The organism is Sphingopyxis granuli NBRC 100800 (genome assembly GCF_001591045.1).
Lineage (GTDB): Bacteria > Pseudomonadota > Alphaproteobacteria > Sphingomonadales > Sphingomonadaceae > Sphingopyxis > Sphingopyxis granuli.
Genome location: NZ_BCUA01000002.1, coordinates 21,669 through 44,064, shown reverse-complemented (window position 1 = coordinate 44,064; position 22,396 = coordinate 21,669). Strand labels below are relative to the sequence as shown.

Below are 22,396 nucleotides of genomic sequence, written 5' to 3'. Positions count from 1 at the left end.
CAGGGAAATCATGTCGCTCTACGATCAGCCGGGGCGTGAGTTCCTGTGGAAGCGCTGGGGCTGCCCTCCGCCTCCCAAGGTCGAACTCGCCGACTTCATGGCCGATCTGCGGGGTGTCGGCGTGACGCGGGCGGTGGTCACCGGACGGCAGGTCGTGTCGGATCAGGGCGTCGCGTTCGGGACGAGCAACGACTATATCGCCGACTGCGTGAAGCGGTATCCGGACGTGCTCATCGGTTTTGCGGGCATCGACGTCTCGTCCGGCGATCGGGCGGTCGCGGAAATCGAAAGAGCCGTGCGGGACCTTGGCATGAAGGGAATCTCGATCGACCCCTTCACCGCGCGTATCCTTCCCAACGACAGGCAACTCTATCCACTGTATGAAAAGGCGGCCGAACTCGGCATTCCGGTCGTCACGACCGTGGGGCCGCTGGTTGGCCGTTTCGGCGATCCCTATCTGTTCGATGAGCCGACCGCGGATTTCCCGATGGTTAAATTCGTCTATTCGCATGCAGTATGGCCGCAGGTTCTCGATTGGCTCGGCCTGGCATTTCGGCGGCCCAATGTCTTTCTCGAACCGTCGATCTATTGGACCAATCCGGGATGCGACGCGATGTGGATCGCGGCCAACGGGCAATTGTCGGATCAGATCATCTATGCGAGCGCCTTTCCCTTTGCGTCGCTGAACGCGATGGAAAAGATCCGGGCACGATGGGACTGGAGCGATGAGGCCTGGCACAGGTTCACCTATGCCAACGCCGCCCGGATTCTCGGCATTGAAGAAGGGTGAACCAGCGGCGTCTCGCGCGGGTCTGGCTCTCGTCACGGGGGCTGGCCGCGGGATAGGCCGGGCGATTGCCGAGGGGCTTGTGGAGGACGGGTGGCATGTTGTCGCCGCGGATCGCGACAGTGACGCCCTCGATGCGTTGGCCCGTTCTTCGCCCGGCTCCGCGCCCCTGTCGACCGAGGTCATGGACGTCACCGATCGGTGCGCGGTGGCAGCAGTGCTCGATCGGATTGGAACGCTCGACCTCCTTGTGAACAATGCCGGGATCGCCGGAAAGCGGTGTGCGATCGGGACCATTTCCGAAGTCGAGTTTCGAGATGTGCTGCGCGTCAACCTGCTCGGGATATTCATCGCATCGCAGGAAGCCGTGCGGCGGATGGGGAGTGGGGGCGCCATCGTCAATATTGCTTCCGCCTCCTATCTGGTGAGTCCCAATGTCCCTCATTACGGCATGACCAAGGGTGCGGTGGTCGGCCTGACTCGGTCGATGGCCTTGGAATTCCGTCGCCGCGGGATCAGCGTCAACGCCGTCGGACCGGGTGCGATCGACACGACGATGCAGAGCGCGCTGTCCGACGAACAGCGCGCGCATCTCGCCCGCATCTATTCCGATGGCCCCATGCCGCCCGCTGTCATCGCCGCCGCGGTTCGCTATCTCGCCTCTCCCGAAGGGCGACGGGCGCGGGGCCAGATGCTTCTCGTCGACGAAGGCACCAGCCTGGGCATCGACCTGTGGTAGGAGCGCGCTCTCTTTCCCTGAAAGTGATCGGAAACGGGTCCGGCGTCGCGGAGGCGATTGCCGGGCGGCTGACGGACATTCACGATTTCGTCGAGACCGGCCATGGGCCGTTCGACCTCGTCATGATCGATGCCGTCGACGAGGCGCGGAGCATTCGCTTTCTCGATCTTTCCGACGAGAATTTCGAGCGGCTCTGTCTGGCGCCTACGATTCGTCTCGAGCGGATGGTCGGCATGGCGCGTAGGCTGGCCGGGCCTTCGGGCAGTCTCCTGCTCGTCGGAACGGATGCTTTTCTGGGAAAACCGGAAAGTGCGCCCCAGGCGGCGGCGGCAGGTTCGATGATCCAGCTCGGGCGCTCGCTCGGACGAATGCATCCGCCCGTGCGGTGCAACATGCTCATCCTGCCGATCGAGCCCGCCCGGAGAAGCCCGGGCATGTTCGACGACGCGGCGCGCCTTGCATCGGCCGTGGCCGGTTCGGAAACGCTGTGCGGGTTGCGGCTGTTCATCGACGGCGCCGCGCATCTCGACAGCCGCTACGTCGACCATCGCTGACAAGCGGTAATGCGCTTGCGCGCGGGCAGGCCGGGCATGAGCGCCCGGCCTGCCGCAAAACCGGTCAGGAAGCGGATTCCGCCGCCGAAACGGCATCGAGCGCGCGGGCGGAATAAACGAGCGCAGCGCCCGCGTTCAGCGCGACCGCGACGCCGAGAGCTTCGGCAATTTCTCCCTTGCCGGCCCCCGCCTTTACCGCCTTGTCCGAATGGACCGCGATGCAGCCATCGCAACGGGTCGTGACGGCCACGGCCAAGGCAATCAGTTCCCGGGTCTTTGCGTCGAGGCAATCGGTTTTAGCACCGGCGCCGCTCGCCATCATGTAGCCGCCGACAGTGTCCGGCGACAAGGCGCCGAGCTCGCCGATCCGGCCCATCAGCGCTTCGCGATACTCTTTCCAGTCGATCATTCCATCCTCCGTCGATTGGCCGCTGAGATGCCATCCGGCCGTCACGGGTCTTTTGTCGATCATCGATGACGTCGCGAAGCGTCGCGCCGAAAGGTGACGGATAATCACATCTTGAATAACGGACGAATGTTCCCGCGCGATGGCGACAGACGGGGGCGCCGATTGTATGTTTCTCCTATAAAATATCGTTTTTCGAGAATGAAATATAGGAACTAATTTTATTTCTTTCTTATGAATAGATCACAATTAATTTCAAATGGAATAAGGTCTGTGGGAGAGTTGTAAATGAATATTTCTATCAGGAAGATTTGTCTATCGAGCGCCTCGGCCGCCACCATCATGGTGGCCGGTCCTGCTTTCGGGTATCAGGCGGCGGAAGACGCGAACGCCTCCGCGGAAACCGTCGGTGCCGGCGACATCGTCGTCACGGCACAGCGGCGCGAGGAAAGCCTGCAGAATGTGCCGATTGCCGTGTCGGCATTCGGCACCGAGACATTGAAAGCCCAGAAGATCGAGGGCGGTCTCGACATCCAGACGGGCGTGCCCAACATGACCTTCGCGCAGGGGCAGCGCGGGGACAATGTCACCATCCGCGGCATCGGGACGAAGGCGTTCTCCGGATCGAGCGATTCGGCGACCGGGGTCCATTTCGCCGGTGCGCCGGTCACGGACAACCGCCTCTTCCAGATGGACCTGTACGACGTCCAGCGGCTCGAAGTGCTGCGCGGACCGCAAGGCACGCTATACGGCCGGAATGCGACGGGCGGCGTGATCAATGTCATTCCGGCGCGCCCGACCGATGACTTCGAGGCGTCGCTGAACGCCGAATTCACCAACCATGGCGGCCGCAAGTTCCGGGGCATGGTCAATATTCCGCTTGCCCAGGATGTTTTGAGCCTGCGGCTGGCGACCAGCATGTTCGACCGGAACGGCTATGTCCGCAATCTGATGAACGGCGACACGATCGACGGCCGCAGCATGTATTCGTTCCGCGCGACGCTGGGCTTCACGCCGACGGATCGCCTCAGCGGCTATTTCACCTGGCAGCGCTTTCGCGAGGACGACGACCGGCTCACCACGGGCAAGGGCGTGTGCGCCGCGGACCCCGGCCCGGCTTCGCTCGGCGGCGTGGACATCACCAATCCCATTGTGAGGGGGTTGCTGAGCCAGGGCTGCGCGAATGAGGTGCTGACGCCGGGGAAGGCGACGGCGCTTCCCAATTCGCTGGCTACATTCTTCGGCCTTGCCGCCTATCGGGCCGGCCTTGCTTCGGGTGACGTATTTGCCGGCCAGACGCAGATCCCGGGCTTCGACCAGGTCGCCACGCCGGTCACGCCGGCCTATGTGGCGCAGCAGGACATCTATCAAGGCGGCCTGACCTGGGACGCGACGGACAGCATCCGCGTCGAATATCTGGGGTCGTATCAGACCGGCAGGACCGCTTCGCGGCAGGATGCGCTTTTGGTGTACCCGGAGATCGCATTCAATTCGACCGCCCTTTATCCCGGCGGAATCGTGAACGATCCGCAGTTGGGCGCCTATGACAGGCTGATGTACCTCAACTCGAACGATCGGACGAGCAAGCAGCATTTCCACGAATTGCGGGTGGCTTCGTCCTTTTCCGGTCCTTTCAACTTCAGCATCGGCGGAAACTATCTGGACTACCGGCTGGTTCAGGCCGCCGGCAATTATTCGCACACGCTGACCGCCTTCGCCAATGTCGCGAACGGTGGTGCTTCCTGTGCCATCGGCGACAACAGCTGCATCTATATCGATCCGGACTCGAGCCTGATGGGTCAGGGGCATAATTATTTCCTGAGCTATCAGCCCTACCGGCTGCATTCCTACGCCGGTTTCGGAGAACTCTATTTCGAGCTTTCCGATACGGTGAAGCTCACGGCCGGCGCACGGTATACGAAGGACGACAAGCGGCTCGACAATATTCCGGCACGGCTTCTTACGCCCGGGTCGGGCTATCCGGCCGGCGTGCCGGCCGCCCTCAAGGCCAGCTTCGAAGCATTCACGGGACGTATCGGGATCGACTGGAAGCCCGAATTGAGCTGGACGGACTCGACCCTCGTCTATGCGTTCGCGTCGCGCGGATACAAGGGCGGCGGCCTCAACCCCGTGACGCCCGACGTCGGGGCGACCTTCGCACCGGAATATGTCAATGCCTTGGAGATCGGAACGAAGAACACGCTTCTGAACGGCGCGCTGTCGCTGAATGCGTCGGCCTTCTATTACGACTACAAGGACTATCAGATTTCCAAGTTCGTCAATCGGGTCAATGTGACCGAGAATGTCGACGCACGGGTGATGGGACTGGAACTGGAAGCGGTTGCGCGGCCGCTCGATGGTCTCCGCCTTAATTTCACCGGCGGTCTTCTGGACTCGAAGATCAAGAACGGCACCTCGCTCGATCTGTTCGATCGCACCCAGGGCGACGCCGATCTCGCCATCGTGAAGAACGGCTCGGCTTCGGTGTGCGTCGTGCCGAAGGCGGCGCTCGCGGACTTCGTCGCGATCGTGCAGCGGAGCAACGGGGCGCCGGAAGTGGCTGGAATTTCGGGCAATCCGAATTCCATGTTCAACATCTGCGGCGGGACCTATGCGTCGATGGGACTGGTTCCCACGCAAGGGGCACCGGCCAATCTTGCCGGAAACAAGCTGCCCAACGCGCCGGATTGGACCGTTTCCTTCGGCGCCGAATATCGCTGGAACCTGAGCGACAGCTGGTCGACCACCTTGCGCGGCGACTATTATCGCCAGGGGAGCTCTTTCGCCCGGCCCTATAACGCCGCGGTGGATTATCTGCCGGCCTGGGAAAATCTCAATCTCAGCCTCAAGTTCACGCAGGAGGAGATGATGCTGGACGTCGAATTCTACGTGAAGAATGTGACGAACAATCGTGCGACGACCGATTACCTCTATAACGATGATTCGATCGGCCTGACCGCGCGTGCGTTCCTGCGCGAGCCGCGCATCTACGCCATCTCGATTTCCAAGGCTTTTTAAAGGGGGCCGGCCGGACGGCGGCACCCTTGCGATGCCGCCGTCCGTTCGAACATTGCCGTTCTATCAGGGAAAGCGACTGTCATGCGGAGCGAAGACGAACTGCTCATCGAAGCGGCGTGCCGGAAATTGATGACCCGCTATTGCGTCGGGCTCGATACACGGGATGCGGACCTGTTCCTTTCGGTCTTTTCGGCCGATGCCATTTGGGAACTCGTGAACGACACGCCGCGGACCCTGGCCGGGCATGATGCCATTCGGTCCTACTTCGAATCGCGTCAGAAGAAGGTCTTCAACCTGCACCTCCTCCAGAACCCGCTCGTGACTGTCACGGGTCCGACCGAAGCGGAAGGCTATTGCATCGCGTTGATCGTCGATGGGCCGTGGGGCGACGGCGCGCTGCCCGTGCCGCTGCGGGGAACGGAAATGGTCACGGAATATCGCGACCGGTTTGAATTGCGGCCGGAGGGGTGGCGGATCGTGCGGCGGACGATGCGAAAGCTCATCGACAAGAAATCCGCGCCGCCTGCCTGAAAAGGCTTGGCTCGCCGCCACGGCAGCAGTCCGCCGCGACAGCCCGGATGGGTCCCGGGGAGCCCGGGCCCGTCTCGTCGCATCGCGCTTTCAGCGGAATCACATATGTGATATGCTTGGCAGACATGGCGGTTTGGGTGGAGTCTGTCTGCCATTCATCCTTCATGGGCATCGCAGAGATCGCCTCGAGGCGACAAATGACTGATCGGCATTATGCCGCAGCAGTTGGGTGGAGAGATGAAACGCAGGCCCGTCAAATCGGCTTCCCGCACGTTCGAAGTGCTGGAGCTGTTCCGTGATCGTCGCACGCCGTTACGGCTCAACGAGATTTACTCGGCGCTCGGCTATCCTCAGTCGAGCACCACGAATCTGCTCAAGAGCATGGTGATCGAGGGATATCTGAATTACAATCGGGCCACGCGCACCTATCTTCCCACCTTGCAGGTCGCGTCTCTCGGAAGCTGGATATTCAGCCACATTGCCCTGGCGAATGGTTATCATTGGCTGATCGACGAGCTTTTTCGGCTTACCGACGAGACGGTGGTCCTCGTCACGCAGAACGACCTGTTCATCCAATATATGATGATGCGGGTTCCCGACCATCCGCACAAGCGGCCCCCCAATACCGGGGAGATGCGGTTGATGCTCGATGCCTCCTCGGGGATGGCGCTGATGAGCCAGATGCGCGACCGCGAAATCGACAAAATCTATCGCTATTCCAACTATTACGAGCTGAATCCGGGCCAGAGGATCTCCTTGCCCGACGTGATGCAGCATATCCGCTGGATACGGCATACGGGCTATTGCTATTGGCCGGATCATCCGGTGCCCGGCATCGGTTCGATCGCCATGCCGCTCGGGGAGACCCTGCACGGAATACCGCTCGTCATCGGTATCGGCGGGACGACCGAGCGCCTGTCTCCGCGGCGCGCCGAACTGGTGGAAATCATGCGGAACACGATCACGGAGTTTCGTCTGCGCTATCCGCAGGAGGATCGTCCGGCCCCCGACCTGGACGATTGCCTCGACGAATTGGCCATCGCCGCCGAATGACGCCATCACAGTCGCGATAAACTGCGCTGGAGACCTCGTCTGCAGGGCGCGCATCCGGCCGCCGTCTATCGTGCGGGCAGAGAGGAAGTGCCGATGCCCGTGGAAATCGATTTGCTGCCGGTCGGGGTTGCCGGTCTGGGTGAAAGCCCATTGTGGGACCATCGTTCGGAACGGCTGTGGTGGGTCGATTCGACCGGCCCGACGCTCCATGCATGCGATGCCGAAGGGCAGAATGCGGAGCATTGGGTGCTGAATCAGCCGATCGGCAGCATCGGGCTCGCCAAGGAGGGGCTGCTCGTCGCACTGGCGGACGGCTTCTATCGGTTCGATCCCGATGGCGCGAAGCTGGTGCCGATTGCCCAGCCCGAGATGGCACCCGCGACGCGGCTCAACGATGGCAAGGCGGATCGGTGCGGACGCTTTCTCTCTGCGTCGATGTGCACCGGGGCCAATGTCCGTGCCGGCGGCCTGTTCCGGCTCGACGCCGACGGCGGGTGCGAACGGCTCGAAGACGGCGTCACCATCGGCAATGCCATCTGTTTCTCGCCCGATGGCGACACGCTCTATTTCGCCGACAGCATGGACGGAATATTGAGGCGCTACGATTATTCCGGGGACAGCGGAACGATCGGGCCGCGAGCCGATCTGGTCGATTGCCGCGACCAGGGATCCCCGCCTGACGGCGCGACGGTGGACAGTGAAGGACATATCTGGGTCGCGCTGGTGCTGGCGCAGGCGGTTGCCTGCTATTCGCCCGAGGGCCAATTGCTGCGTTCGATCCCGCTGCCGCTTCCTTATCCCTCCTGTCCCGCGTTCGGCGGTCCGGGTCTCGATACGCTCTATCTGACGAGCATCGCCAATTCGGGGCACCGGCTTGTCGCGGACCATCCCGATGCGGGCCGGATCACGGTCATTCGCGGGCTGGGCGTCACCGGGCTGGTCGAAGGCGTCTATCGCTGAGCGATCACCGCAGCGCGATCGAGATGCCGCCGTCGACGAGCAGCGATTGCCCGGTGACGAAGCCCGACCGCGTGCTGTCGGCGAAGAAGAGAACGGCCTCGGCAATATCGATGGTTTCGCCCAGGCGGCCCAGCGGCGTGCTGGCCACGCGCGCGGCGAAGGCCGCTTCGTCGAGCATCGCGCGCACGCCTTCGGTGGCGATCGTCGAGGGAGCGACCGCGTTGACGCGGATGCCCGCAGGCGCGAGTTCGATGGCGGCCGAACGCGTCATCCCCTCTACCGCTGCCTTGATCCCGCAATAGACCATGGCGTTGGGCAGGCCCATCCGTGCCGAAACCGAGGCGATATTGACGATGGCTCCGCCGCCGCGTGGCCGCATGTATCTCGCCGCCGCCTGCGTTCCCCAGACGATTCCGGCGATCCCGACCCCGAGCATCCGATCGAGGCTCTCCTTCTCGATCTCCTCCACCGGTGCATAGCGGGTCCACATGGCATTGTTGACGACCACGTCGAGGCCGCCGAGCGCCTCGACCGCGGCATCGAAGGCCGCGTGGAGCGCCTCGCGATCCGAGACGTCGCAGCCGAGGGCGATCGCCCGTCCGCCCGTTGATTCGATCTCCTGTGCAAAATCCTCGGACCAACGCGCCTTGCGGTCGATGAGCGCGACCGCGGCCCCTGCCGCCGCGAGCCGCGCGGCGATGTCCCGGCCCAGCCCTCGCGATGCGCCGGTCACTAGCGCGATGCGTCCATCGAGTTCGTTTGCCATGATCGATCCTGGATGTGGAAGGGGCCGGTCGATGCCGTCGATGCGGCTGCCCCGTTATGACCGCGGGAAATCGTTCGACGCTACGGCGGAAATCGCAACCGGCGATGCGGTCGGCGGCGCGAAATCACAGGGGCGATGCCGTCCGGGCCCGAGAGCGGGCGCCCAGTTTCTCAGATGAGATTTTCGCCGGCCGATGCGGCTTTTTCGAAGGGATCGGAGCGGACGATGCCATCGTCCCGCCGATATGGGAGAAACTTGATGGGCAATGTTCGCACCGAAATCGAAAACCACGTCGCATTGGTGACGCTCGACAATGCGCCGGTCAATGCGGCGGCGCTCGCCATGCTCGAAGAGATCACCGACATTTTCGACAGCTTCAACGATCGCGACGAGGTGCGGGCCGTCGTCCTGACGGGCGCGGGACGCTGCTTCAGCGCGGGGGCGGACCTCAAGAACCGTCCCGATCTGTCGGTGCCCGGCACGCGCTGGCGCCGCAACCGCGTGGTGCGCGAGGTCGGCTATTCGATCGCCGACTGCGCCAAGCCGGTGATCGCCGCGGTCAACGGGCCCGCCCTCGGTGCCGGCCTCGGGCTGGTGGCGAGCTGCGATATCATCGTGGCATCGGAGGATGCCGTGTTCGGACTCCCCGAAATCGACGTCGGCTTGATGGGAGGCGGCAAGCATGCGGGACGCCTGCTGCCGCATTCGCTGGTCCGCCGGATGATGCTGACCGGTTACCGTGCGCCTGCCGCGGAACTTTATCGGCGCGGGATCATCGAAGCCTGCCTGCCGGCCGGCGATCTCCTCCCATATTGCCTCGATATGGCGGCCGTGATCGCATCGAAAAGCCCGCTGGCGACGCGCCTTGCAAAGGACAGCATGCGCACGATCGAGAATATGACGCTGCGCGACGGCTATATCTACGAGCAGGGCAACACGGCGAGACTGTCGACATCGCACGACGCGCAGGAAGCCGTGGCGGCGTTCGTCGAGAAACGCCCGCCCGTCTTCCTCGGCCGCTGAGTAGGATTTCCCATGGATTGGAATTTCGGTGATATCCTGGACGTGACGGCGGCGCATGTCCCCGGCGAACGGCCTGCGATCATCCGCGGCGACGATGTGACCAGCTGGGCGGATTTCGATGCCCGCACCAACCGCCTGGCGCGCGCGATGATGGCGGCCGGGCTGGCGCCGGGCGACCGGGTCGCCATCCTTGCGCGCAACATTCCCGAGTTCATCGAGGTCGCCGCCGCCGCCTTCAAGGCGCGGCTGACGCACGTCAATCTCAACTATCGCTACACCACCGCAGAGATCGAATATGTGCTGCGCGACTGCCAGGCCGCCGGCCTGTTCTATCAGGACGAGTTCGCGCCCGTCGTCGCCCCGCTGATCGGCGGGGCGATCGACCATCTGATCCACGCGGTGCAGATCGGCGGAGCGGGCGCCTATGACGCCGCCGTCACGCAGGGCGACCCGGCCCCGCTGGGGATCGCGCGTTCTCCCGACGACGGCTACCTGCTGTATACTGGCGGGACCACCGGCCGGCCGAAGGGCGTGATGTGGCGCTCTGCCGATGCCCGGCGCTCGCAGCTCGAATCGCCCGTCGCGGCCGCGACGCCCGAAAGCATGGACGACCATATCGCCCAGGTTCGCAGGGGCACGGCCGGACGCGTGATGCCGGCATGTCCGCTGATGCATGGCGCGGGGCTCAACAGTTCGCTTGCCGAATTGCTGATCGGCGGCACCGCGGTGCTTCTGCCTTCGGACCGCTTCGATGCCGCCGGCCTGTGGGACGAGGCGGAGCGTCATCGCGTCACGCGCATCCTGATCGTCGGCGATGCCTTTGCGCGGCCGATGGCCGACGCGCTGCTCGCGCATCCCGGGCGATGGGACCTTTCGGCGCTGCGCCTCATTTCCTCGGCGGGCCTCATGTGGTCCGAACAGGTCAAGGCGGCGCTGCTCGCCGCGCTGCCCGATCTGACGCTGCTCGACATATTGGGCGCGTCGGAAGCATCGGGCTTCGGCTACGCCATTACAAACCGGGACAGGACGACGCCGACCGGTCTGTTCGAGCCCGGGCCGCAGACCGTCATCATCGACCAGCACAGCGACCGGGTGCTCGCCGACGACGAGCCGGGGCAGGGGTGGCTTGCGCGCCGGCCGCCGTTCGGGGTTGGCTATCACGGCGATCCGGAGAAGACGGCGAGCGTCTATCGGACGATCGGCGGACAGCGCTACGCGATCCCCGGCGACATGGCCGAGCGCCTGCCCGGCGGGCGGCTCCGTCTGCTCGGTCGCGGCAGCCTGTGCATCAACACGGGCGGCGAGAAAGTCTATGTCGAAGAGGTCGAGGAAGCGCTCAAGCGCGTGCCGGGCATCGCCGACGCAATGGTCTTTGGCCTTCCCGACCCCAGATGGGGCAGCGCCGTGACCGCGTTAATCGAGGCGGGCGACGCGCCGGATGACAAGGCGATCCGGGCGCATCTGTCGCAGGACCTCGCCGTCTACAAACAGCCGCGAACGATCGTTCGCGTCGCGGCGATGCCGCGCCACGCGAGCGGAAAGAGCGACTATCGCCAAGGGATGGAACTCGCAAGGGCGCGCATCGGCGCCGCCTGACCAGCGGCGTTCGCCTTCACGCATGTGATGTTCGGGCTTCACCGGCGGCCGCGCTTGGTGGCCTGCAAAAGCCGATTAACGACGGGGCAAGTTCCAAATTTCTTCGGGGAATCATCAATGAAGCAATCTTCCGATCGGGCCGCCACGACGCCGCGCAGGCTCGACGCGCTGATCATCGGTGCCGGCTTCGGCGGCATGTATGCGCTTCACCGGGCGCGCGGCATGGGGCTCGACGCCCACGCGATCGAGACCGGTGACGACGTCGGAGGGACCTGGTACTGGAACCGCTATCCCGGCGCGCGCTGCGACGTGATGAGCATCGATTACAGCTATTCCTTCTCTGACGAGATCCAGCAGGAATGGACGTGGAGCGAACAATTCGCCGCGCAGCCCGAAATCCTGGCCTATGCGCGTTTCGTCGCCGACAAGCTGGATCTGCGCCGCGACATCAGCTTTGGAACGCGCGCGACGGCGGTCGAATATGACGAGGATGCCGCGTTGTGGCGGATCACGACCGACGACGGCACGACGTTCGAAGCCTCCTATTGCCTGATGGCGACCGGCCCGCTGTCGGTGCCGAAGCAGGTCGACATCCCGGGGGCCGACCGCTTCGGCGGAGACCTCTATCTATCGGGCAAGTGGCCGCACCATCCGGTCGACTTCGCCGGCAAGCGGGTGGCGGTGATCGGCACCGGATCGTCGGGTATCCAGATCGTTCCGGTCGTCGCCGAACAGGCGGCGCAGCTTTACGTCTATCAACGCACCCCCAGCTTCACGCTGCCGATGCGGAATCGTGAACTCGCCCCCGACTTCATCGCGCACATCAAGAAATATTATTCCGACCTGCGCGCCTCGGCGCGCCACTCGCTGACCGGCGGGGTCCGGCCGATCACCTACCGCCCGTTGTTCAGCGTTTCGCCTGCCGAGCGGGACGAACTGATGGAGGGGGCGTGGCAGTATGGCGGCCTCGCCTTCCTGGGCCTCTTCTCGGACATTCTGACCAACCGCGAAGCGAATGAGGTGGTTGCCGAATTCGTTCGCGGCAAGATTGCGGAGGTCGTCGAGGATCCCGATACCGCGCGCCGCCTGACGCCGCGGGGCTATCCGATCTTTGCGCGGCGCCCCTGTCTCGATACCGGCTATTACGAGGCGTTCAACCGCGACAATGTGACGCTGATGGATTGCCTGGAGCATCCGATCGTCGAGATTACCGAAAAGGGCATTCGGACCGACCGGGGTGAGGTCGAGGTCGACATCATCATTGCCGCGATCGGCTATGACGCGCTGACCGGCGCCATGCTGTCGATCGACGTCAAGGGCAAGGACGGACGCAGCCTGAAGGACAAATGGGCGGAAGGCGGCCGGTCGCACCTTGGCCTGATGATCGAGGGCTTCCCGAACCTGTTCGTCATTGCGGGCCCCAACGGTCCGTCCGCACTCGCCAACTTCATCCTGCTCAACGAACAGAATGTCGATTGGGTTTGCGATTGCATCGCCCACCTGCGCGCCAACGGCTTTCGCTCGATCGAGCCGCGGCTTGAGGCTGAGGAAGACTGGATGACGAAGGTACGCGAACTGGGTTCGCGCTCGCTCTATCCCACCGCCAATACCTGGTATACCGGCGCCAATGTGCCGGGCAAGCCGCGGACCTTCCCCGTCTATATCGGCGGGCTCGGCCGTTATCGGGAGATTTGCAGCGAAGCCGCCGCCGCGGGATATCGCGATTTCGACTTCCGGTAACTCTGCAGTGAATGGGACGAGCGCATAGCAAGCCGACATCGGCGCAAGGCCGCCGGCCGACTCCGTAGAGCCCGGCATTATCACCCTTGACCTTCCAACGATGGGAAGCTGCATCCTGATGTCAGTTCCCATGGTGACACGTGAGGTGACGGGCGATGCCGGCCGCGAAAATCAAGGATCATGCCGTCGATTCGGCGATCCGCCTGCCTGTCGAGGGCATGAACTGCGCGTCGTGCGTCGGGCGCGTCGAGCGAGCCTTGGGCGGGGTCGAGGGTGTCGACGCCGTCAGCGTCAATCTGGCGACCGGATACGCCGACGTCCGGGCGAGCGGAGCCGTGGACCGCGCTGCGCTGGTGCGGGCGGTCGAGGCGGCCGGTTACGGTGTGCCGGCCGCTGCGACCGAACTCGCGATCGAGGGGATGACCTGCGCATCGTGCGTCGGACGCGTGGAGCAGGCGCTGAAGGCGGTTCCCGGCGTGACCGGTGCATCGGTCAATCTGGCGACCGAACGCGCCAGCGTGCGCGGTGTCGCCGGAGTTCCGGCGCTGGTCGCGGCGATCGCGCGCGCGGGCTATCGGGCGCATCCGGTCGGGACCGGCGCCGAGCGCGAAGGGGATGCCGACGAGCGCCGGGATGCCGAACGCCGCGCGCTGAAGCGCGACGTCATCCTCGCCGCCGCACTGGCGCTGCCCGTGTTTCTGCTGGAGATGGGATCGCACCTGATCCCCGGCGTACATCACCTGATCGCCCGCACCATCGGCGTGCAGACGAGCTGGCATATCCAGTTCGTGCTGACGACGCTGGTGCTCGCCGGCCCCGGCCGCCGCTTCTTCCGCAGCGGGATTCCGGCGCTGGTCCGTCTGGCGCCGGACATGAACGCGCTGGTTTCGGTCGGGACGCTCGCGGCCTACGCCTATTCGCTGGTGGCGACCTTTGCGCCGCACCTGCTGCCGGCGGGAACGGTGAACGTCTATTATGAGGCCGCCGCCGTCATCGTCGCCCTGATCCTGTTCGGCCGCTATCTGGAAGCGCGCGCCAAGGGACGCACGTCTGCGGCGATCGAGCGGCTGATCGGGTTGCAGCCGCGGACCGCGCGCGTCCGCCGCGCCGGCGCGCTGGTCGAGGTCCCGGTCGGCGCGGTCGTCGCCGGGGATATCGTCGACGTGCGGCCGGGCGAGCGCATTTCCGTGGACGGCGAGCTGGTCGAAGGCGGAAGCTTCGTCGACGAATCGATGATTACCGGCGAACCCATCCCCGTTGCCAAGGCGGTGGGGGACGCGCTGATCGGCGGCACGGTGAACCAGCAGGGCGCGTTCGCCTTTCGCGCCACCGCGGTGGGCGAGGCAACCATGCTCGCGCAGATCATCCGCATGGTGGAGCAGGCGCAGGGGGCCAAGCTGCCGATCCAGGCGCTGGTCGACCGGGTGACGATGCGGTTCGTTCCCGCCGTCTTCGCGGTGGCCGCGCTGACCTTTGCCGTCTGGCTGTGGGTCGGGCCGTCGCCTTCGCTGACCTTCGCGCTGGTCAATGCCGTCGCCGTGCTCATCATCGCCTGTCCCTGCGCGATGGGACTGGCGACGCCGACCGCGATCGTCGTGGGCACCGGGCGCGGCGCCGAGTTGGGCATTCTGTTCCGCAAGGGGGAGGCGCTCCAACTGCTGCGCGATGCGGCGGTCGTCGCGGTGGACAAGACCGGGACGCTGACCGAGGGGCGTCCCGCGCTGACCGATTTCCGGGTGACGGACGGGTTCGATCGCGCCCGTGTCCTGGCGCGGATCGCGGCGGTGGAAGCGAAATCCGAGCATCCGATCGCGCGCGCGATCGTCGATGCGGCGCGGGCGGAGGGACTCGATCTGCCGGCCGTCGTCGATTTCGAATCGATCACCGGCTTTGGGGTGAAGGCCGATGTCGAGGGTGAGGCGATCCACATCGGCGCCGACCGCTACATGCGCGAACTCGGCCTCGACGTCGCCGCGTTCGCCGCCGTTGCCGAGCAGATGGGACAGGAGGGCAAATCGCCGCTCTATGCCGCGATCGGCGGGCGCCTCGCCGCCGTCGTCGCCGTGGCCGACCCGATCAAGCCGACGACGCCGGCCGCGATCGCGGCGCTCCATCGGCTCGGCCTGCGCGTGGCGGTGCTGACCGGCGACAATCGCCGAACCGCCGACGCGATCGCGCGCCGGATCGGCATCGACACGGTGGTCGCCGAGTTGCTGCCCGCCGACAAGGTGGAGGCGATCCGCCGCCTGAAGGCGGCGCACGGCCGCGTCACCTTCGTCGGCGACGGCATCAACGATGCGCCGGCACTGGCCGAAGCGGACGTCGGCATTGCCGTGGGCACGGGCACCGACGTCGCCATCGAGGCGGCGGATGTCGTGCTGATGTCGGGGCATCTGGGCGGCGTCGCCACAGCCATCGCGCTGTCGCGCGCGACGATCCGCAATATCCGCCAGAATCTGTTCTGGGCCTTCGCCTATAATATCGCGCTGATCCCGGTTGCCGCGGGCATACTCTATCCGCTGTGGGGCATCCTGCTGTCGCCGGTCTTCGCCGCCGGTGCTATGGCGATGTCGAGCGCTTTCGTTCTGGGCAATGCGCTGCGCCTGCGCGGCTTCCGGCCCCTCGAAGCACCGGTGCAGGCCGGGCGGGACGCGGCGGGAGAGGCGGCATGAACATCGGGCAGGCATCGAAGGCGTCGGGCGTTTCCGCCAAGATGATCCGCTATTACGAACGGACCGGCCTGATTCCGAAGGCGCTGCGCAGGGAATCGGGCTATCGCGACTATTCGCCGTCCGACGTGCACATGCTCCGCTTCATCCGCCGCGCGCGCGACCTTGGCTTTGCGGTTTCGGAGATCGACGACCTGCTGAACCTCTGGCGCGACACATCGCGGCACAGCGGCGACGTGAAGCGGATCGCGCAGGCGCACATCGCCCGGCTCCGCGATCGCATCGAACAGCTCGAACAGATGGCGGCGACGCTGACCACCCTAGTCCAATGCTGCGCGGGTGACGACCGGCCCGATTGCCCCATTCTGGCGGATCTGGAAGAGGCGGGGGAGGGAAACTCGACTGGCCAAGCCGCGGGCGGCACCGGCAGGCTGCGGCATCAGCCTTGACGCGTTAGGCCGGGGGCATGGCGCGCGGGCCGGGTCGGACCCGCGCGCCGGCCCACACGGCCGTCAGAATGCCAGGCGCAGCCCCAGTGCGGCGTGGTGGCCGTTGCCGCCGCCATATTCGCCCTCGTAGGATGCGGTCAGGCGCATGCCCGGCGCCAGCCGGACGCCGATTCCCGCGCCGAGCGTCGGCAGGAAGCTCTTGCGTTCCGCGCCCGCCACCACGAAGCGGCTGCCCGCTCCGATGAAACCGGCGCGCGCGGTCGTCGCTTCGCCGTCCAGCTGATAGCGGAAGCCTGCCTTGATCCACGGCTCGACCGCGGCATCGTCGGCCTGTCCGCCGACCAGCGCCAGCGACGCGTCGACGAAGGTCGCCTTCACCCGTTCGCTGTCGACCGCAAGACCGAAGGCCGCGCTGCCGGTTTCGGCGACCGCGCCGCGCCGGGTCGATACGTGCGTCAGCCCCGCTTCGGGCCGGATCGCCCAATTCGCTCCCGCCGCCAGCTCGTAACCGATCGCGGCGTCGACGACGAAGCTACGCAGGCGGTGGTCGCCCGTTACCCGCGCCGCGCCCGGAACCGCGCGGTCGGTGGTCGCATCGCTCCAGTCGTGGGCGATCAGCGCGTGAAGCGTCAGTCCACCGGTTTCGACGTGACCGGCGATGCCGGCGATCACGCCGTCGGAGTCGGTTCGCGCGTCGAGCCCGGCGATCGTCTGCCGGCCGTCCATATAGCCGACGAAGGCCCCGATCGATGCCGCTTCGCTGCCGAAGCCGATCCCGCCCAGCAGCCCGTGGCTGCGGCTTTTCGCCCGCGCGGTGCCGATCGCGGCGTCGCCCTTCAGCGTCCGCCAGTCGCCGAACAGCTGCGCGAAGCCATAGAGGCCGGGCTCCGCGGCGGCGCTCGCCGCCGCGCCCGAACGCAGCGATTTCGCCAGGCTGAGGCCCTGTTCGACGCCCAGCTGCGCAGCGCTGGCATAGGCTTCGGCATGAAGCTGGCCGAACGCCGCGGTGCTGGCGAAGCCGCTGCTGTCGAGCAGCGTCGGGATGGCACCCAGCAGCGTGGCCCCCGCGTCGCCCGACACCAGCAGGCCGTTGACATAGTCGATCGCCGCGCCGGTCTGCGTCGCCACGTCCGATGCGGCGACGAACGTGCCGAGCAGTTGCAGCTTGGTCGGCGTATAGCGCAGGAAGCCCTGGACCGCTGTGCGGTCCCAGCTCGCAATCGTATATTCGCCGCTGATCCCGCCGTCCGCGACGATCATGTCATAGGCGATCCCCGGCGTCAGCGGACGGCTGCCGGTGATGGTCAGCGTGGCGCCGTTCGCGATCGTCAGCGCGCCACTGACCAGCAGCTGGTCGCTCTGTCCCACGGGAACGAATTCGAACAGCAGGTTCGATCCCGACGCCATGGTCAGGTCGCCGTTGTGGATCATCACCTCCGGCGAGGCGCCGGGCGACAGCGTGCCGCCCGCCAGAACGGTGATGTCGCCGTTGACCGTGCCCGCGCTGCCGAAGGTGCCGCCCTGCTGGATGGTGACGTCGGCGTTTATGTCGGACCCCTGGGCGCCGATCAGCCGGCCCTGGTTGATCTGGATATCGTCGAAGGTCGCGGTTCCGCCGATCTTGCCGGTGCCGCCGTTGACGTTGAACTGCTCGATCTGCTCGAACCCCGACAGGTCGAGGACCGGCAGGTCCGCCTCCGCCACCGGTGCGGAGGAGAAGCTGGCGTTGACGATGTCGGTTCCGCCGCCGCCGACGACCGTGCCGCCGATCGCCCAGTCCCCGGTCAGGTCGAGCACGTCGTCGCCGCCGCCGAAGCGGACGTCGCCGCCGATCTGGCCGCTGTTGGCGAAATGGTTGCCACCGTCGCCGAAACGCACGTCGCCGGTCACGACACCCTGATTGACGACATTGTTCTCGCCGTCGCCCAGCGCGATGCTGCCGGTCAGAGTCAGGCCTTCGGGGTTGGCGATCCGGTTGTTGCCGTCGCCCGCCAGGATGTCGCCGGTTATCGAAGCCTGGTTGGTGACGACATTGTCGCCCCCCTTCATGTTGACGTTGCCGACGATGGTGCCCTGAAGGACGACCGTCTCGCCGCTTCCCTCGCTGCCCGACACGGCGTCGTTTCCGGCGCCGACATCGATCGTGGAATCCTCGGTCAGGATCAACTCGCCGCCTTCGGCCACGGTGATGCCTTCCTCGGCGACGACGCGTCCGGTGCCGATCAGCTTCTCGATCTCGAAATTGACGAACTTCGCGCGCAGGACGGGATCGATCGATCCGGTATAGAGCGCCCCCGTGATGTCGAAGACCAGCGTATCGGTCCCCGTGCCGCCGTCCGCGATGCCGTCGAAGCTTGCCAGCAAGCCATGAATGAACGTGTCGTCGCCGTCGCGCAGGAAGACATTGCCGCTGATCGACCCGTAATTCTCGATGATGTCGTCGTTGGCGCCGAGGTCGATCGACCCGATGATGACGCCGCCTTCGCGGTTGATGACATGGTCGATCGACCCGACATAGCCGGCGGGGTCCGCGGGGTCATATTCGTCGCCCAGGGTCTGGATCGCGCCGGCCAGATAGCGATCGGGCAGGTCGGGACCGTTGAACACGACATTGGGCGCGTTGGCATAGTCGCTTCCTGCCCCGCCCTCGATGCGGCCCGAGTTGACGATGGTGATGAACTGGCCCGACGCGGCGATCGCGACCGACGAGGCGCCCGCCGTTCCGGCCTGCTCCTGATAGCCGTTGGGCAACAGGACGCTGAAGTTGGCGAGGGCCGAAATCACCCCGTCCGTGCCGTTCTCGATGCGGATGGTCGAGGTGCCCGTCACGTCGGACGCATCGACGTTCAGCGCCGCGACCGGGTTCACCAGCACCATCTCCTGGGGCATGCCGATCAGTTGTCCGGGGACGACGGTCGCGCCGCCCGCCGCGACGATGCTGCCGGTGTTGACGACCCGCACGTCGGCCGACCCGATGTGCCCGTCATCCTCTTCGCCGGCTTCGATCTCCATGTCGACGGCGCTGCCACCGCGCTCATCGTTTCGTATCGTGCCGCTGTTGGTGAAGACGAACCGCTGGTCGGGGTCGGTGCCGTTGTAGATTTCGAGCGCCGCCTCGCCGCCATAAGCGAAGGTCATGAAATTCGTCTGGTCGACGGCCCGGGCGGCCCGGACGATCGAACCGCTGTTGTCGATCGTGGCGTCGACCGTTTCGGCGTCGATCACCATGCTGCCTTCGATCGTGCCGCTGTTGACGACGGTCAGGTTCGATGCCGCGATCTCGGGCAGCCCGGACTCCTCGTCGGCGTCGCTCGACAGAAGTTCGTGCTCGATCTGCAGCGCGACGCCCCATTCGCGGGTCGATGCGGCGATCAGCCCCGCATTTTCGAAACGCAGCGTGTCGGTGGCGACCTCGGCAAGGAAACCGTCGCGGATCACCCCGTCCGCCGTGTTGCGGATCGTCGCGCTGGTTCCGTTGAATTCGTCGTCCCCGTCCGGCCCGATCGTCAGGTCGAGCTCGCCGACCTCCAGCGTCAGACCGCGGGCGAAATAGGTCGGGCTGTCCAGCCCTTCGATCGTGCCGCTGTTGTCGAAGGCGAAGGTGCTGGCGATCACGCGCGCGTCGAGCCCGCCGGCGATCGTGCCGCTGTTGCCGATCGTCACCGGGTTCGGCGCGGTGCTGTCGACGGCCGATCGGATGCGGACGGCGGCTTCCACCCCGTCGTCATATTCCATTTCGAGCGCCGCTTGCGGACCGCGCGCGCCATTTTCGGCCATGGCGATCGAACCGCTGTTGTCGAACGCGAAGGCGCGATCGGCGGCGGCGCGGATCAGCGTGCCCGGGCCGTTGGTGCGGATGCTGACGTCGCCCTCGTTCACGAAGCTGGCGGTGGACAGGCGGATGTCGCCGTCGACCGAGCCCTTGTTGACGAAGCTGTTCAGCGCGCTGCCGTAGGAGAAGCTGCGAAAGGGGGTCGGGTTGGCCGGTGTGGCGCCGCGCGGCTGTACGCCGACCTTCGCCTGGAAATAGCCGATCGCCGTCGGAACGACGATCACGCCCGGCGGATAGGCGCCCACGGGATTGAGCGTGGTGATGGTGGCGGTATTGACGACGTTGCCGTCGCCGGCGAGGTTGATCGTGGTGCCGCTGCCGGTGAGGGTCAGCGTCGTGCCGGTCCCCAGCACTTCATAGCCTTCCACCTCGAAATCGGCGGGCTTGGCATATTGCCCCAGCGCCACCGAGCCGGTCTCGCGATAGCTTTTGGCGAAGACGTCGATCCCGGCGCCGGCCGACAGTGATCCGAAGATGCCATCGTCCTCGCCGCGCTGAAGGAAATAGGCGCTGCCGAAACCGGTGGTGCCGAGCCTCAGATTCCCGTGCAGTTCCCCGCCTTCTTCCTGAATGTAGAAGACCAGCGGGGCGGTGAAGATACTGGGGGCGGGCGCGTCGTTGAGCACGACATCGCCGTTGATCGTCCCCGCGTTGGCGATGCCGAAGATCAGCCGCGGCATGCCCTGGATCGCCACGCCGCCTTCGCTATCGATCACGCCGCCCTGCTGGTTGGAGACCAGCAGCCCGACCGATTCGGCCTGGCTGATGGCCGGGGTGCCGGCGATCGTGCCGCTGTTGGTCACGATGGTCACGGTGCCCGTCTGCCCGCTGACCGGCCCACGCTCGCCGTCGTTCTCGACCGTGCAGACCGACCCGACGCACTCGCTCTGCGCCAGCGCGGGCTGGGCGGTGCTCAGTGCCAGCAGACTTGCCCCTACGACAAGGCTCGCCTTGCGATTGGTCGCTCCAGAAACAGTCGTCCGCATATATGCCCCCCGATATGTTCGAAAACAGTGTTCGAGGTCGGCTATTGCGCGGCACGATGATGCGCATCACCCATATGGGTGAAAATCCGTCTTTTATCGGTCGTTAACCAAAGCGGGTCAGCAGCGACACCAGTTCGCTCTGGCGCGTGGTGGACGTCTTGGCGAAGGCGCGCTTCAGTTGCGACCGGATGGTCTCGACCGAGATTCCCCATTCCGCCGCCAGTTCGGCCGGTGCCCGGTTCCCCGCGATCGCGCGCGCGACCCGTGCCTCGGCGGGCGTCAGGTCGAACAGCGCGGCGATGATGTCGGCACCCGGCAGAGCGCGATTCTCGGGATCGGCGAGGACGGCGAACAGGCGGACCCGGTCGAACATGCCCATCGCGTCACGGCTGGCCGGGACCAGATGCAGCACGGCGCGTCCGGTCTGGTCGCGGTCGCGGATGGCGATCGAACAGCCGCGATCGATCCAGCGCATCGTCGCCAGCCCGTCGGCCAGCCGCCGGTCCGCGATGCTGTCCGCGATCTGTAGGCGCACGCTGCCGTCGAGCAGCAGATCGTCGAAAGCGGCCTCGAAGTGTCGGCTCGCGCGCAGCACCCGCCCCTGAGCGTCGAGCAGCGCAACCGCCATGTTCATGACGTTGAACACTTCGACCAGGCTTGCCGCCCGCTGCCGTCTGATCTCTCCGGCCAGGGTCGCCGCGCGGGCGAGGTGCGGGCGCAGACCGTCGAGGAAGGGTGCCGCCTGTTGCGCGGCCCGGTGCGATGGGAACCCCTCGATCGCGACGACGACCGCCTCGTCCTCCAGGCCCTGGATGATGGTTCCCGAACCCGCCGCAAGCCCGGCGGGGGTCAGGAACTCCGTATACATCGGCAGCGAGTTGATCTCCTCGATGCTGTGCAGGTCGATATCCGACAGGAAACCCGGATAGGACGCTCGTTCCAAACGGCGCGCGACCCGGCTGTTGTTCCGGTTCCAGCCCTGCCGGTCGAATTCCTGCGTGATTTCCACGGCCGATGGAGAGGAGACGATCTGGACTCCGGCGGCGCTGCGGCGAATCAGATTCCCGCCCAAAGCGTCCAGCGACTTCGCGATATGCTCCAGCAGGTCCGGCCAGAGGTCCGGAATCACCGCCGTTTCATAGATGCGGCCGATGATCGCGTCGGTCGCTTCGTGACGATGACCCAAGCGTTTTCCTTCTCCCAGCGGTCCGTCGTTGCTCATTAAAAGCGATGCGGGCGCATTTGCCAATCGCGAATCGCACCGACGTCTTGCGGCCATACCCATCG

General features: G+C 65.5%; 16 protein-coding genes. 12 read left to right on the top strand and 4 right to left on the bottom strand.

What is annotated here, in order from left to right:
* Positions 1 to 10 precede the first annotated feature (10 nt).
* Genes SGR02S_RS01015 through SGR02S_RS01005 form a run of 3 tightly spaced genes read left to right on the top strand, consistent with a single transcriptional unit; the run spans position 11 to position 2,080 of the window.
* Positions 11 to 790: an amidohydrolase family protein gene (locus SGR02S_RS01015; RefSeq protein ID WP_169799605.1), complete on the top strand. Its 780-nt coding sequence runs from the start codon at positions 11 to 13 to the stop codon at positions 788 to 790.
* Positions 777 to 1,526 (top strand): SDR family NAD(P)-dependent oxidoreductase, encoded by a 750-nt coding sequence (locus SGR02S_RS01010; RefSeq protein ID WP_255211355.1) that lies wholly within the window; start codon positions 777 to 779, stop codon positions 1,524 to 1,526. Before SGR02S_RS01015 ends, SGR02S_RS01010 begins: the two co-directional genes overlap by 14 nt.
* Complete coding sequence (locus SGR02S_RS01005; RefSeq protein ID WP_156482906.1) at positions 1,520 to 2,080, top strand: hypothetical protein; 561 nt, start codon at positions 1,520 to 1,522, stop codon at positions 2,078 to 2,080. The genes SGR02S_RS01010 and SGR02S_RS01005 overlap by 7 nt, the downstream gene beginning before the upstream one ends.
* Positions 2,081 to 2,144: 64 nt before the next feature.
* Here the strand turns inward: SGR02S_RS01005 and SGR02S_RS01000 are convergent, their stop codons facing one another.
* Positions 2,145 to 2,489, bottom strand: coding sequence for a carboxymuconolactone decarboxylase family protein (locus SGR02S_RS01000; protein WP_067105241.1), 345 nt, complete (start codon positions 2,487 to 2,489; stop codon positions 2,145 to 2,147).
* Positions 2,490 to 2,831: 342 nt separating this feature from the next.
* On the opposite strand from SGR02S_RS01000, the gene SGR02S_RS00995 reads away from it, so the two are divergent.
* The 4 genes from SGR02S_RS00995 (at position 2,832) to SGR02S_RS00980 (ending at position 8,048) form a co-directional block, all read left to right on the top strand.
* On the top strand, positions 2,832 to 5,504 hold the full coding sequence (locus tag SGR02S_RS00995) for a TonB-dependent receptor (protein WP_218000077.1): 2,673 nt from the start codon (positions 2,832 to 2,834) through the stop codon (positions 5,502 to 5,504).
* Between the two features lie 81 nt (positions 5,505 to 5,585).
* A complete protein-coding gene (locus SGR02S_RS00990) occupies positions 5,586 to 6,035 on the top strand; it encodes a nuclear transport factor 2 family protein (RefSeq protein ID WP_067105157.1) in 450 nt (149 codons plus the stop codon).
* A gap of 213 nt (positions 6,036 to 6,248) precedes the next feature.
* A complete protein-coding gene (locus SGR02S_RS00985; protein ID WP_255211354.1) occupies positions 6,249 to 7,088 on the top strand; it encodes an IclR family transcriptional regulator in 840 nt (279 codons plus the stop codon).
* Between the two features lie 93 nt (positions 7,089 to 7,181).
* Positions 7,182 to 8,048 (top strand): SMP-30/gluconolactonase/LRE family protein, encoded by an 867-nt coding sequence (locus tag SGR02S_RS00980; RefSeq protein ID WP_067105155.1) that lies wholly within the window; start codon positions 7,182 to 7,184, stop codon positions 8,046 to 8,048.
* A gap of 4 nt (positions 8,049 to 8,052) precedes the next feature.
* Here SGR02S_RS00980 and SGR02S_RS00975 read toward each other — a convergent pair whose 3' ends face one another.
* A complete protein-coding gene (locus SGR02S_RS00975) occupies positions 8,053 to 8,814 on the bottom strand; it encodes an SDR family NAD(P)-dependent oxidoreductase (RefSeq protein WP_067105154.1) in 762 nt (253 codons plus the stop codon).
* A gap of 258 nt (positions 8,815 to 9,072) precedes the next feature.
* Between SGR02S_RS00975 and SGR02S_RS00970 the strand changes: the two genes are divergently transcribed.
* The 5 genes from SGR02S_RS00970 (at position 9,073) to cueR (ending at position 16,291) form a co-directional block, all read left to right on the top strand.
* Entirely contained in the window at positions 9,073 to 9,837 is a 765-nt protein-coding gene (locus tag SGR02S_RS00970) for an enoyl-CoA hydratase/isomerase family protein (RefSeq protein ID WP_082796863.1), read from the top strand.
* A gap of 12 nt (positions 9,838 to 9,849) precedes the next feature.
* Positions 9,850 to 11,433 carry an AMP-binding protein gene (locus tag SGR02S_RS00965; protein ID WP_067105153.1) on the top strand — a complete coding sequence of 528 codons (1,584 nt, stop codon included), beginning with the start codon at positions 9,850 to 9,852 and terminating at the stop codon, positions 11,431 to 11,433.
* Between the two features lie 117 nt (positions 11,434 to 11,550).
* The gene (locus SGR02S_RS00960) at positions 11,551 to 13,173 is read left to right on the top strand and encodes a flavin-containing monooxygenase (RefSeq protein WP_067105152.1); all 1,623 of its coding nucleotides are present in this window, start codon (positions 11,551 to 11,553) and stop codon (positions 13,171 to 13,173) included.
* 155 nt (positions 13,174 to 13,328) lie between these two features.
* On the top strand, positions 13,329 to 15,845 hold the full coding sequence (locus SGR02S_RS00955) for a heavy metal translocating P-type ATPase (protein WP_067105151.1): 2,517 nt from the start codon (positions 13,329 to 13,331) through the stop codon (positions 15,843 to 15,845).
* On the top strand, positions 15,842 to 16,291 hold the full coding sequence (cueR, locus tag SGR02S_RS00950; RefSeq protein WP_067105150.1) for a Cu(I)-responsive transcriptional regulator: 450 nt from the start codon (positions 15,842 to 15,844) through the stop codon (positions 16,289 to 16,291). Before SGR02S_RS00955 ends, cueR begins: the two co-directional genes overlap by 4 nt.
* Before the next feature lie 63 nt (positions 16,292 to 16,354).
* On the opposite strand, the gene SGR02S_RS00945 is transcribed toward cueR, so the two are convergent.
* The gene (locus SGR02S_RS00945) at positions 16,355 to 21,109 is read right to left on the bottom strand and encodes an autotransporter family protein (protein ID WP_067105149.1); all 4,755 of its coding nucleotides are present in this window, start codon (positions 21,107 to 21,109) and stop codon (positions 16,355 to 16,357) included.
* Between the two features lie 103 nt (positions 21,110 to 21,212).
* Complete coding sequence (locus tag SGR02S_RS00940; RefSeq protein WP_067105148.1) at positions 21,213 to 22,295, bottom strand: helix-turn-helix transcriptional regulator; 1,083 nt, start codon at positions 22,293 to 22,295, stop codon at positions 21,213 to 21,215.
* Between the last annotated feature and the right edge of the window lie 101 nt (positions 22,296 to 22,396).